A 12,382-nucleotide genomic window follows, 5' to 3' on the forward strand; every position below is an offset into this window, starting at 1 on the left:
CATATTGTACGAAAACCCACGGGGGTATGTGTGTCGTTTTTATGGGATTCGTGTGACAGTTTCTTCATAAAAAAAACACAAGCGGCGAAGGGGTCATTTCGCTGCTTGTGTTGCTGTTATTTTGCCTTATCGGCCCATACTTTTGTGAAGTCTTGGAGCATCTCGTCTCCGGTCTTTTGACCACCGACGTACGCTTGCATCAACGCGCCGTACTCGTTGACCGCGCCATCCGGATACTTGAACCAGTTCCATGAAATCGTCTTGCCTTCGTTCGAATAAGCCAAGATGTCGTCAGCAAGCGGACCGAGGTCGTTCGCTTCGATCGACTTGAACGCCGGAATGAATTTGAATTTGTTGACCATGTAATCTTTACCTGTATCAGATGTCGCCATCCATTCGAGGAAGTCTTTCGCTTCTTCTTTATACTTCGAGTTTTTATTGACGACCCAGTTGTTCGGGACGCCGACCGGGAGACGATCCATCTTCTCTTTGTCATCGTTGATTGGGATTGGGACGAAGCCCATCTCAATGTCCGGATTCACGTCGAGAATCATCTGTTGCGCCCAGTTCCCTTGCTGAAGCATTGCCGTCTCACCTTGAGCGAACTGTGTGACTTGCGTGTTATAGTCCGTCGTGAGCGGGTTCTTATTGCCGTATTTGATGGTGAGGTCAAACAGTTTCAAGAATTGTTGGAACTGCTCATTGTCCTCAAATTTTTCTTTATTCTCGTTGAGTGCCTGGATGAACGCATCCGGGTCGTCTTGTTGCGCCATCGGAATGTTGAGCAAGTGAATTCCGAGAATCCAAAACTCGGCATAACCGACCGAGAACGGTGTGATGCCTGCTTTATCCAACTTCTCAGCCGCATCCGTCAACTCAGACAACGTCTTCGGCAACTCACTGATGCCCGCCTTCTCGAACAGCTCCTTGTTGTAGATGAAGCCGTATCCTTCCAAGTTCATCGGCATCCCGTACAGTTTTCCGTCCATCGTCATCGGTTCCTTGGCCACTTCCGTCAAATCCCCGACCCACTTCTCGCCTGACAAATCTTCCAATTTGTCTTTCCATGTCTGAGCTTCGGTGAACCCGCCGTTATTGAAGATGTCCGGCTCGTTGCCTGACGCGAACTGTGACTTGAGCGCAGCGCCGTAATCGGCTCCGCCGCCGACCGTTTGAACGGTCACTTTGACGCCCGTCTCTTCCTCGTATTCTTTCGCCATCGCTTCAAGATCTTTGGCGATTTCCGCTTTAAACTGGAAGACGTTCAACGTGACGTCTTGCTTGTCCCCGTTATCCGCGTTCGCATCGTTCGATCCTTCATCTTCCGTAAGCGACCCGCCGCCACAGGCCGCAAGCGTCAATACCATCCCTGCCGTCATGACGGCAGTTGATAATTTCCATTTACGTTTCATTTCGCTTCCTCCTAAGTATAGAGTCGACAATCCTTCATCATTCGGTACACCCTAACTTTAGATGAAAACGCTTCCATTATGTAGGTGTCAAAATTGACGTGTAGGGTGGAAAATGTTGCACAGAAAACCAGGACTTTCTTATTGAAAAGAAAGTCCTGGTTTTAGTTTCTTCTATATAATTACAACAGGCTGATTCCAGCTTCTTCACATGCTGTGATCATCTCACTCGGCCAGACCGAAGATTGGACTTCACCGATGTGACGAGCACGAAGCAAATACATGGCGACACGCGATTGCCCGATGCCACCCCCGATTGTAAGCGGGAGACGTCCTTCGAGGACCGCTTGGTGGAACGGGTACTTGCGTTTGTCTTCAGCTCCGGCTGTCACCAACTGCTCGGCAAGCGCTGTCTCGTCGACACGAATTCCCATCGATGACAGTTCGAACGCCGATTCGAGTTCCGGGTGCCAGACGAGGATATCGCCGTTGAGCGACCAGTCGTCATAGTCAGCCGCGCGACCGTCGTGCTTATCGCCCGAAGCGAGTGCGCCGCCGATTTGCGAGAGGAAGACCGCACCGTACGCTTTACAAATCGCGTGCTCACGCTCTTTTGGTGTAAGATCCGGGTAAAGGTCTTCTAACTCTTGGCTCGTCAAGAAGTGAATCGACTCTGGCAAGATCGCCTCAATCCCGTACATCGTTTCGACCGTCTGTTCCGTCTCGCGGAGTGCCGCGTAAATCGTTTCGACCGTCGCCTTCAAGTACTCCGTCGTCCGGTGTTCCCGAGCGATGACACGTTCCCAGTCCCATTGATCGACGTGGAGTGAGTGTGTCGCGTCGAGTTCTTCATCCCGACGGATGGCGCGCATCTGTGTGTACAACCCTTCACCGACTTCGAATCCGTAGCGGCCGAGCGCTTCACGTTTCCACTTCGCGAGCGACTGAACGATTTCGAGTTCATGCCCTGGATACTGCGTATCGAACTGGATGATGCGTTCGACACCGTTCAAGTGGTCGTTGACACCGCTCGCCGATGTGACGAACAGTGGGGCCTGAACTTGTGTGAGTCCGAGCGCCGTGCTGAACTTGTCTTCGAATGTCGCCTTCACTACTGTAATCGCCTGTTGTTTTTCCTTCATCTTGCTCATTGCTGTTGTTGTCATGTTTTCTTCCTCCAATTGTGGGATTTCGGGATGGAGCAATAGAAAAAAGCCCTCCAATCCCATGGACTATGGGACGGAAGGCTTCAAGCTCCGCGGTGCCACCCAAATTAGTAGACGAATCTACTCACTTTTTCGAGACGAACATCTCGTAGTTCCGATAACGGGGAACAGTCCGGCTACGTCTACTTGCAAAGCGTTCGGGTAGCGACTCCAGGAGGTTCTTCGACAGAGATTTCAGTCCGGGCTCTCACCTTCCCCGGCTCGCTTTGCTTACGTCTTCTGTGTACTCGTCCTTTCAATGTCGTTCACAATTGAATTGACCCAATTATTATCAATATTCAGACGAATGTCAACCACTTTTCCAAAAAAAAATTCTCCCCCGTGTAGCGAACGGGGGAGATCCCTTGGGCAGGGTTATTTGATCGAGCCGCTCGTAATCCCTTTGATAATATGCTTTTGCATACCGAAGAAAAAGACGAGGAGCGGAACGATCCCAAGGACTAAACCAGCAAGTGCCAAATCCCATTGTTTTGTATATTGTCCGAAGAAATAGAACGTCGCGAGCGGAATCGTCCGCAGCTCGATGTCTCGGAGGACAAGTGAAGGTAAGAGAAAGTCATTCCAAATCCAAAGGCTGTTCAAGATGACGATTGTCACCGTGATTGGTTTGAGGAGCGGGAAGACAATTCGCCAAAACACGCCCCACGTCGAGCAACCGTCAATGATGGCCGCTTCTTCAATCTCTTCCGGAATCGACTTCATGAAGCCATGATATAAGAATACCGAAATACCAGACCCGAAGCCGAGATACATGACCATCAGTCCCCAATGACTGTTTAAAAGACCGAGCAGGCTCGACACTTTCACGAGCGGAATCATGATTGACTGAAACGGGATGACCATCGCCGCGACGAACAAGAAGAAGATGACGGTCGAAATCCAATGTTTTGTCCGGACGAGCTTCCAGGCCGCCATCGAGGTGAACAGCACGATGAGAAGGTTCGCCCCGGCCGTGATGAGAAGCGAGTTCAAGAAGACGCGTCCGTAGTTCATCGCCTCCCAGGCTTCTGTATAGTTCGACGCGAGCCAGACGCTCGGCAAGGCAGACGTGTTCGTGTAAATCTCGGCAATTGATTTGAACGAGTTGACGATGACGTAATAGAACGGGACGAGATATAACAGTCCAAGTAGAATCGCCACCAGTTCGACGAGACCGAGACCGGCCGTATATCCACCCGCCCGCAGCGGTTTTTGCGGTAGCAATCGCTGGGGAGATGAATCGACCTTCGCTTCGATGCGTTCAATTTTTTCTGTCGTCATGCCTCCACCTCCCGCTTTTTCGTCAAGTAGACTTGAGTGACGGTAATCGCCGCGACGACAAGGAAGAAGATGACCGCTTTCGCCGAGCCGAGCCCGTAATTATTATTCACGAATGATTCTGTATAGATGTTCAAGGCGAGCATCTCTGTCGATTTGAATGGGCCACCGTTCGTGAGCGACAAGTTCGTGTCGAACACTTTGAACGACCAGGAAATCGTCAAAAACAGACAGATGGTGATCGACGGCATAATCATCGGTAACGTGATGTGACGCAACATCTTCAACCGATTCGCCCCATCGATTTTGGCCGCCTCCAGCAAATCCGTCGGCACGTTTTGAAGCGCTGCGATGTAGATGACCATGACGTAGCCTCCGCCTTGCCAGATGGCGACGATGACGATGCCCCAAAAGGCTGTCCGGGCGTCACCGAGCCACGGCAGTTCGAACAGACTCCATCCGGTCAGTGCCCCAATTGATTCAAAGCCCTTCACATAGATAAACTGCCAAATGAATCCGAGAATGAGCCCGCCAATCAAGTTTGGCATGAAAAAGACGGTGCGCAGGATATTGCGTGTCTTGATGTTCATCGTCAACAGTAAGGCCAGTAAGAAACCGACGATGTTCGTCAAGATGACGGCCACAATCGTGTATTTCGTCGTAATCCAGAACGAGGCGCGGAACTGTTCATCCTCGAATAGAATCCGCTGATAATTGTCCCACCCGACTACGTTCAACTGACCCGTCACACCGTTCCAATCCGTGAAGCTGTAATAAATCCCGTTTATGAACGGTATGAGCACAATCGCCACAAACGCCAAAAAGGCCGGACCGACGAATGCAATAAAACTCGCTGGTTTCTTCCAATTTCGTCTTCGCTTGTGTTGTTTTGGTGTTTCTGTCATCTTCATCGCCTCCACTATCAACTTACCTTCAAATAACCAAAATGAAAACGGATACATTTGACGGAAAGGGTGGAATATATTGCACTCAATGGGTGAATTATACGAGACGATGCGTTATGATAAACTCAATGACAACACGAACGAGTCTTCCTGAATGAAGAATTAAACCTTGATTCTAAGTCGATTCACGAATGAAATGAAATAAACCGATTACAATGTTCGAAAGTGGAGGGATTTTATACATGACGACGATTAAACCGTTATCCGACCTAACGATTGCCCAACAAGCCGAGATGTTGCCCGTCAAAGAGATTGCGGAAAAGCTCGGATTACAAGAAGATGACCTCGACCTATACGGGAAATATAAAGCCAAGTTATCCTTCGACGTCATCGATCGGATGGCGACTCGCGAAGACGGGAAGCTCATTCTCGTCACGGCAATCAATCCGACTCCAGCCGGTGAAGGAAAGTCGACCGTGACCGTCGGGCTCGGCCAAGCGCTCAACCAACTCGACAAACAAGCGATCGTCTGTTTGCGAGAACCGTCACTCGGGCCGACAATGGGCTTAAAAGGCGGTGCCGCCGGCGGAGGATTCAGCCAAGTGTTGCCGATGGAAGACATCAACCTTCACTTTACAGGCGACATGCACGCTATCACCGCGGCCCACAACACGATTAGCGCCATGCTCGACAATCATCTCCATCAAGGGAACGACCTTGGCATCGATGTCCGGAAAATCGTCTGGAAACGTGTGCTCGACTTGAATGACCGGGCGCTCCGTCACGTGACGATTGGCCTTGGCGGCAGTGCCCATGGCGTACCTCGTGAAGAAGGCTTTGATATCACGGTCGCGTCTGAAATCATGGCCATCCTCTGTCTCGCCGATTCGTTGACTGACCTCGAGGCACGCATCAAGCGAATCGTCGTCGCATACGATCGGGACAATGAGCCGATCACGGCCGAACAAATCGGTGCGGCCGGTGCCGCGACACTGCTATTGAAAGAAGCGTTCAAGCCGAACTTGGTGCAAACACTTGAACAGACACCAGCCCTCGTTCATGGTGGTCCGTTCGCCAATATCGCGCACGGATGCAACTCATTGATTGCGACGAAAACCGCGCTCAAGCTCGGTGAATATGTCGTCACCGAAGCTGGTTTCGGAGCCGATCTTGGCGCCGAGAAATTCTGTCATATCAAGTCACGCATCGGAAAATTGAACCCGGACGCCGTCGTTCTCGTGGCAACAGTCCGTGCTTTGAAAATGCATGGCGGTGTCGCCAAAGACCAACTCCACGTCGAGAACGTCGGAGCTGTCGGAAACGGGTTAAAACTTCTCGCCAAACATGTCGAGACGATGGGGAAACTCGGTTTGCCGACCGTCGTCGCCCTCAATCGATTCAATTCGGATACAGCCGAAGAGTTGGCGGCCGTCCTCGATTGGTGTGAAGCGAACCACATTCGAGTGGCGCTCAGTGAAGTGTGGTCGAATGGTGGACAAGGCGGTCGTGCCCTCGCCGAGGCCGTCATCGACACGATTGAGTCGAATGAGAGTTCGTTTACCCCGCTCTATGCGTTAACCGATTCCATCGAACAGAAAATTTTGACGATCGCCCGTGAAGTGTATGGAGCGGCCGACGTCACCTTTACCGCAACCGCGAAAAAACAGATGGCACAAATCGAAGCGAACGGCTGGCAGAGCTTGCCGATTTGTATGGCGAAGACGCCGTTCTCGCTCTCGGATGACCCGACGAAACTCGGATACCAACACGGGTTCACCGTGACGGTGCGAGAGTTGAAACCGTCGGTCGGCGCTGGCTTCCTCGTCGCCTTGACAGGTAACGTCTTGACGATGCCGGGTCTGCCGAAACAACCGGCCGCCTTGAATATGGGGATTGATGAGACTGGGAAAGCGATTGGCTTATTCTAATCAAGACAACGGAGGGATAGGGATGGACGTCACGGAACATACGTATGCGGACGGATACCGTACACAACTATTGCACGTCAAGGCCAGACAACCGATTGGAAATTGTTTCATTTTCCATGGGATGCTTGAACATCATCAACGTTATGTCGAATTCGCTGATTTTTTGTCAGAAATTGGTTTTAATGTGTTTCTGTGCGACCTTCGCGGCGCCGGTTCCTTGGCCCGAACCCAGTCCACTTACGCTCATCTATCTCCACACGAAGGATTTGATCAAATGGTCGACGACGCCATCTCGCTCCTCGATCACTATCAAGATGAATTGCCGACCGTCGTCCTCGGCCATAGTTTCGGCTCGTTGCTCGCGCGTCGACTCGGTCAACAGTTAGGTCATCGCTTGGCGGGTGTCATCGCCGTTTCCCCGCCCCCGCATTCTGGATTGATTGGACGTGCCGGACTGTATGCGATCGATTTGGCCATTCGGTTCAAAGGGAGCACCCATGAATCCCGTTTATTCGAACGCTTGTTGTTCGGACGATATAACTTGAAATTCTTACCCGCCACGACCGAGAGCGATTGGATTTCTAGTGTCCCCGAGGAAGTGACCGCCTATATGAACGATCCGGACTGTGGTGGGATTCCGACGCTCGGATATTTACACGAGGTAGCAAAAGCGTCACTCGATGTGACCTCTGCCGCCCGGATACAAGAACATCCGAAAACACTACCAATTTTGTTCGTCGTAGGTGCCGATGATCCCGTCGTACATGACGGAGAAGGACTCTCCGGAATCGTCCGCAAACATCAGGCCGCCGACATCGAATTGACCGTGCTGTCTTATGATCAGGCTCGCCACGAAGTGCTTCGTGAGCGCCAACGCCAAGACATCTGGACGGACATCGGCGACTGGATGCATCAAACGATACGAATCGCAAAAAGAACCTCCATTTCCTAGGAGGTTCTTTTTGTTTACCAAAATCATACAATAGGATTCTAATTCATTTACCTTTTTTGTAATTTAGATTCTTCTTTCCAATTTTTAAGTGCGCTATACTTAGACCGCACACTAAAAGAATACACATATTTTGATACGTATTCACCGAAAGGGGTAACACATTGAAGCCAACGATCACACGATTGAGCACGGCCGTCCTCATCTCTAGCACGGTGTTGAGTACGCTCGTCCCCGCTCATTCATATGCAGCAACATACGAAGGAACAGTGAATACATCGATTTTAAATGTTCGTTCCGCCACATCTACCACTTCGGATATTGTCGGGAAATTGACCGAAGGCGAAACCGTTCAAGTGTATACGACGAACGACAACTGGGCTCAAATTGAATTCGAAGGCGAAAAGCGCTACGTATCGTCGACTTATTTGACACTCAAATCGACCGTCACGAAAACGGCGACGACCGCCTCGACGACGGCGACGTCTGCTTACAAGGCTGATGCGAACGTCAACTTGCGCTCATCGACATCGACGTCTGCCACCGTCTTGACGACCATCCCGAAAGGCGCGACCGTCACTTATATTTCTTCGCATGGCGCAACCGGTTCATGGATGAAAGTGACGTACGGCAAGTACACCGGTTACGTCGTAGCTCGATACTTTACGCCGTCGGCTCCTGTCGAAACACCGTATTACGCGAACAAGACAGCAGTGCTATACAACTCGACCGGTTCGGGCGCGACGAAACTCGCGACGATTCCGGCTGGTGCCAAAGTGACGCATCTCGCCTCACTCGGCGCGACCGGCTCATGGTTTAAAATCCAATATGGCACGAAAATCGGCTACGCTCCATCCCGTAACTTCTCGACGTCACTATTGACTCCAGATACGTCGACGCCTGAAACGACGACGCCTTATTTTTCAATCACAAACGTCGCCCTTTATAACAGTTCGGCCTCAGGCGCGACGAAGATCGCGACCATCCCTTCGGGGGCCCAAGTCGAACAAATCGCAATGGCAGGACTCAGTTCGTCCTGGTTCAAGATTCGTTACAATGGCGTCACCGGCTATGCCGCAGCCCGTAACTTCTCGAAGACGAAGCCGGAAGTCGTCGTACGAACGCCTTATTACGCCGCTCGCGATCTCGTCTTGTATAAATCGTCTGCCTCGGGTGCAGATCGTCTCCGGACCATCCGCGCCGGCAGTAAAGTGACACAAGTGTCGGATGCTGGACTCGCGAGCTCATGGTTTAAAATCGAGTATGACGGTGTCACCGGCTATGCCGCCGCTCGCAATTTCTCGACGACACCACCAGAAGTGATTGTCATCAAGCCTTATTACGCGATTCGGAACGTAGCGATGTACAGTTCGTCCGCCTCGGGCGCAACGAAAATCGATACGATTCCATTCGGTGCGAAAATCGAACAAATCTCTCAAAGCGGATTATCGAGCTCATGGTTCAAAGTCCGCTATGACGGGAAAACCGGTTATGCCGCTTCACGTCACTTCTCAGTCGAAAAACCGGAGGTGATTGTCGTGACAGATTACTACACGACGCAACGAGTCGTCCTCTATGACCGGTCGGCATCACCGAAAACAAAAATCGCAGTCATTCCGACAGGGACAAAAGTTCAGCAAATTTCTGAGGCCGGATTGACCAGCTCGTTGTATAAAATCAAGTACGGCTCGCTCACGGGCTATGCGACCGCGAGTTACTTTGCGGACAAGCCGCCAGTGCCAGAAGAACAGCTCGAATCAGAACGTGAAGTCGAGGTCGTCGTCGCGAACAACGGGACGCTGAACGTGCGCAATAAAGCAGTTGATGGCGCCGTCATCGGGACGCTCGCGAACGGGACGGTCGTCAAAGTGAAGCCAATCGTCGGTAGCGACTGGGGGGTCATCTCATATCTCGTCAACGGCTCGCTCGTGAAAGGGTACATCTCCCTCACTTATACGAAACCGTACACACCGCCTGTCGCCGGCAGTAAGGAAATGGTCATCACCGAAACGGCCTATCCATACACGCTCGCATCGATGGTGACGACGCAACGCAACGTGTTCGCCCAGTCGGACGCCTTCCGGGCTGCGAACGCCTATGTACCGAAAGCGTATATCACTCGCGCGACACCGACCGCCACGACAGGGACGATCAGTTCGACGGAACTCATGACGACTTCATTCCAATATTTGAAGGCAACCGCTTCAACAGCCGCAGCAAACTTGGGCGGCTTGTCGACGAATACGAAACTTGAGTACCTCGGCACACAAAAAGTCGGTTCGACGACTTGGTATAAAGTAAAATCGGGTATACTGACCGGATACGTCAGCGCCGCCAACGTCGCTGGTAATGTCAAGGTATTGAAAGACGCTTCTATGACAGCTCACTCGTTCGGGGTGCTCAACCCAGGTGAGACGGTGAGCATCACTGGTGAGCTCGGACAATATTACACAATCAGCTACTATCGCCCGAGTGGATACAACATTCGCGTCTATGACCGGTCTTGGCGTCTTGCGACGGATGAGGAAATCACACGTCACGTGTCACCGTCTTCGTTCGCCACGACGTCACGGGAATATTTCCAGTTCCTCGATTTGTCGAAGGGAGCCGATTTGACGGCGCCGGTCTTGAACAAGTCGCTCGTCGGTAAAGGGATTTTAGATGGACGCGGTCAAGCGTTCATCGATGCGTCACGTACGCACAACGTCAACGAAATTTACCTATTGTCGCATGCATTGCTTGAAACCGGTCATGGGACGTCCGCCCTCGCCACCGGGACAGTTGTCTCGAGCGTCGACGGCAAGGCCGTCACACCGAAGACCGTCTACAATATGTACGGAATCGGTGCGATTGACGGGAACGCCCACGTCAAAGGGGCTGAGCGCGCTTATAAAGAAGGTTGGTTCACACCGGAAGCCGCCATCATCGGCGGTGCCAAGTTCATCGGGGATTCGTATATTAACAACCCGAGCCGGAAACAGAACACGCTCTATAAAATGCGCTTTAATCCATCAAATCCTGGGACGATGCAATATGCCACGGATATCGCTTGGGCGACGAAACAAACCGCCAACATCTACAACATGTATCAACAGCTCGACGCCTACACGCTTTACTTCGAAGTTCCAAAATTCCAGTAAGACACAAAGAGACACGCAGCCGACGTTGGCGCGTGTCTCTTGTTATGTCCATTCAATGGAGTCGATAATCGATTCAATCTCTACTTTTTCATTCGTCACTTCATCGGCGACGTACGTCAAAAACAGGAGTCGTTTCCCGTCTGTGAGTGACCAGACGTCGAGATGCATCCCGTCCTCGATTCCGCTCGCATAGGCCGTCGTCATACCGCCTGCCTCCGTCGTGACGCTCGGGGCGACTTTGACGTCAATCGGGAACTCGCCTAAAAATGTGTTCAACTCTTGGAGAGCCGCGTCGCTCGGCGCTTGCTCTTCCTCGGCTTCATAGATGGACATCTGAAGCGTCCCTTGGGCGTCGGCTTCTACCGAATAAAAGCTGACATGGTCTTCTTCTTCATTGTATTCAAAGTGTTCTGGGTAGGATAGACGGATCCAACCGTCAATCTCGTATTCCTTCATGCTGTTTGCTCCTTCGTCTTCTTAAATGCTAGACCTGTCACCATCTTCGCTTGGAGCGCATATTTGAGGCGCTCGGTCACGTAAAGACGTTGACTGTTTTGGTCTTGGGCAATCATGTGCCCGAATAAGTTCAATCTTACGGTTTGATGTGATAAAAAATAGAGTCGGTCCGGGTCTAACGGTCGATATTCGCCTGAATCTTCGAGATGCTCAATCTCGAAGCGACGCAATACGTTGAGCGCGCAATATTGATCCGTCTTCCCGGTGCTCGTGTGCAACTCGACTCGAACAAGCTGAATATCGTATGGGCATAGGTTCATAAAAATTGGACCGATTCGTTCATGGATGAGCAACACTCCCATATCCGTCTCAATCAAATCGGGGAGTGCCTGCTTGTCTTGTGAGATGCTCAAGACGACATAAGGACGTTCAGTCGGTGCGAGCAATTCCCCTTTAAAAAAGCGGAATCGTTGGATGCCGGTCAATACACGGGCTCGCCAGGCACTGCCCCGAGCTTCCGCTTCAATCCGATATAGCCTTTCTCGACTCACGACTACTCCCCCTTCAATTGTTTGAGCGACGCGACGAATCGTTCCCACTCCTTGTCGTCACAGACGACCTTACTTTCAATTCCCCATTCTTCCTCGATCTTCAAACGTACTTCGTTCGTTTCGAGATGACGCGTGAGCTGAAGTGCCCCAATTTGAACGGATAGCGGTTCGACGATGAACTCATTCGTCGCCGGGCCGATCCATTTCAATCGTTCCGTTCGAAGAATCACCTGCCAGTCCGACTCGCGATTAATCGAGAACATCCATTGGCGAAGCTTCGTCTCGTGGTTGAGTTGTTTGGATTGTTTCATCATCCGAAACCCTTCGCTCATCATCTGTAAATAGGATTTACGCTCACTCATGCCCCATCCACTCCTCTCCTCTATTATCTTAGCAAGACGACCTAGCCGCAACAACCAATGTTTTTTCAAAAAAGGGTTTGCAAAGCTAAAATCCTGTGCTATTATATTACCGTAACGTTAAGCGTTTCGCGGGTGTAGTTTAATGGTAAAACCTCAGCCTTCCAAGCTGATGACGAGAGTTCGATTCTCTTCACCCGCT

The 12,382-nt window shown here is 51.3% G+C and carries 10 protein-coding genes, 1 tRNA gene and 1 other annotated feature; of the genes, 4 read left to right on the forward strand and 7 right to left on the reverse strand.

What is annotated here, in order from left to right:
- Positions 1 to 116: 116 nt before the first annotated feature.
- From M467_RS29525 to M467_RS29540, 4 genes are all read right to left on the reverse strand, one after another.
- A complete protein-coding gene (locus M467_RS29525) occupies positions 117 to 1,412 on the reverse strand; it encodes an ABC transporter substrate-binding protein (RefSeq protein ID WP_021067831.1) in 1,296 nt (431 codons plus the stop codon).
- A 179-nt stretch (positions 1,413 to 1,591) separates the two neighbouring features.
- On the reverse strand, positions 1,592 to 2,575 hold the full coding sequence (gene asnA, locus M467_RS29530) for an aspartate--ammonia ligase (protein ID WP_021067832.1): 984 nt from the start codon (positions 2,573 to 2,575) through the stop codon (positions 1,592 to 1,594).
- A gap of 66 nt (positions 2,576 to 2,641) precedes the next feature.
- Positions 2,642 to 2,883 (reverse strand) — a binding site (T-box leader).
- Positions 2,884 to 2,989: 106 nt separating this feature from the next.
- Positions 2,990 to 3,895 (reverse strand): carbohydrate ABC transporter permease, encoded by a 906-nt coding sequence (locus M467_RS29535; RefSeq protein ID WP_021067833.1) that lies wholly within the window; start codon positions 3,893 to 3,895, stop codon positions 2,990 to 2,992.
- The gene (locus M467_RS29540) at positions 3,892 to 4,797 is read right to left on the reverse strand and encodes a carbohydrate ABC transporter permease (RefSeq protein ID WP_021067834.1); all 906 of its coding nucleotides are present in this window, start codon (positions 4,795 to 4,797) and stop codon (positions 3,892 to 3,894) included. The genes M467_RS29535 and M467_RS29540 overlap by 4 nt, the downstream gene beginning before the upstream one ends.
- Before the next feature lie 242 nt (positions 4,798 to 5,039).
- On the opposite strand from M467_RS29540, the gene M467_RS29545 reads away from it, so the two are divergent.
- The 3 genes from M467_RS29545 to M467_RS31515 all read left to right on the forward strand — a co-directional run bounded on the left by M467_RS29545 (position 5,040) and on the right by M467_RS31515 (position 10,814).
- Entirely contained in the window at positions 5,040 to 6,725 is a 1,686-nt protein-coding gene (locus M467_RS29545) for a formate--tetrahydrofolate ligase (RefSeq protein WP_021067835.1), read from the forward strand.
- A 22-nt stretch (positions 6,726 to 6,747) separates the two neighbouring features.
- Complete coding sequence (locus M467_RS29550; protein WP_021067836.1) at positions 6,748 to 7,677, forward strand: alpha/beta fold hydrolase; 930 nt, start codon at positions 6,748 to 6,750, stop codon at positions 7,675 to 7,677.
- A gap of 161 nt (positions 7,678 to 7,838) precedes the next feature.
- The gene (locus M467_RS31515; protein WP_021067837.1) at positions 7,839 to 10,814 is read left to right on the forward strand and encodes an SH3 domain-containing protein; all 2,976 of its coding nucleotides are present in this window, start codon (positions 7,839 to 7,841) and stop codon (positions 10,812 to 10,814) included.
- 42 nt (positions 10,815 to 10,856) lie between these two features.
- Here the strand turns inward: M467_RS31515 and M467_RS29560 are convergent, their stop codons facing one another.
- Genes M467_RS29560 through M467_RS29570 form a run of 3 tightly spaced genes read right to left on the reverse strand, consistent with a single transcriptional unit; the run spans position 10,857 to position 12,183 of the window.
- Positions 10,857 to 11,270, reverse strand: coding sequence for a hypothetical protein (locus M467_RS29560; protein ID WP_021067838.1), 414 nt, complete (start codon positions 11,268 to 11,270; stop codon positions 10,857 to 10,859).
- Positions 11,267 to 11,821, reverse strand: a complete 555-nt coding sequence (locus tag M467_RS29565; protein WP_021067839.1) for a hypothetical protein — start codon at positions 11,819 to 11,821, stop codon at positions 11,267 to 11,269. Before M467_RS29565 ends, M467_RS29560 begins: the two co-directional genes overlap by 4 nt.
- Before the next feature lie 2 nt (positions 11,822 to 11,823).
- Positions 11,824 to 12,183, reverse strand: coding sequence for a hypothetical protein (locus M467_RS29570; RefSeq protein WP_021067840.1), 360 nt, complete (start codon positions 12,181 to 12,183; stop codon positions 11,824 to 11,826).
- 128 nt (positions 12,184 to 12,311) lie between these two features.
- Between M467_RS29570 and M467_RS29575 the strand changes: the two genes are divergently transcribed.
- Positions 12,312 to 12,382 (forward strand) — tRNA-Gly (locus tag M467_RS29575).

The sequence above is a fragment of the Exiguobacterium chiriqhucha RW-2 genome (assembly GCF_000416965.1).
Taxonomy (GTDB): Bacteria; Bacillota; Bacilli; order Exiguobacteriales; family Exiguobacteriaceae; genus Exiguobacterium; species Exiguobacterium chiriqhucha.

Coding starts and splice junctions, on each gene's coding strand:
- M467_RS29560 (WP_021067838.1), bottom strand. CDS start 11,270: ATGAAGGAATACGAGATTGACGGTTGGATCCGTCTATCCTACCCAGAA.
- M467_RS29545 (WP_021067835.1), top strand. CDS start 5,040: ATGACGACGATTAAACCGTTATCCGACCTAACGATTGCCCAACAAGCC.
- M467_RS29535 (WP_021067833.1), bottom strand. CDS start 3,895: ATGACGACAGAAAAAATTGAACGCATCGAAGCGAAGGTCGATTCATCT.
- M467_RS29570 (WP_021067840.1), bottom strand. CDS start 12,183: ATGAGTGAGCGTAAATCCTATTTACAGATGATGAGCGAAGGGTTTCGG.
- M467_RS29525 (WP_021067831.1), bottom strand. CDS start 1,412: ATGAAACGTAAATGGAAATTATCAACTGCCGTCATGACGGCAGGGATG.
- asnA (WP_021067832.1), bottom strand. CDS start 2,575: ATGACAACAACAGCAATGAGCAAGATGAAGGAAAAACAACAGGCGATT.
- M467_RS29550 (WP_021067836.1), top strand. CDS start 6,748: ATGGACGTCACGGAACATACGTATGCGGACGGATACCGTACACAACTA.
- M467_RS29540 (WP_021067834.1), bottom strand. CDS start 4,797: ATGACAGAAACACCAAAACAACACAAGCGAAGACGAAATTGGAAGAAA.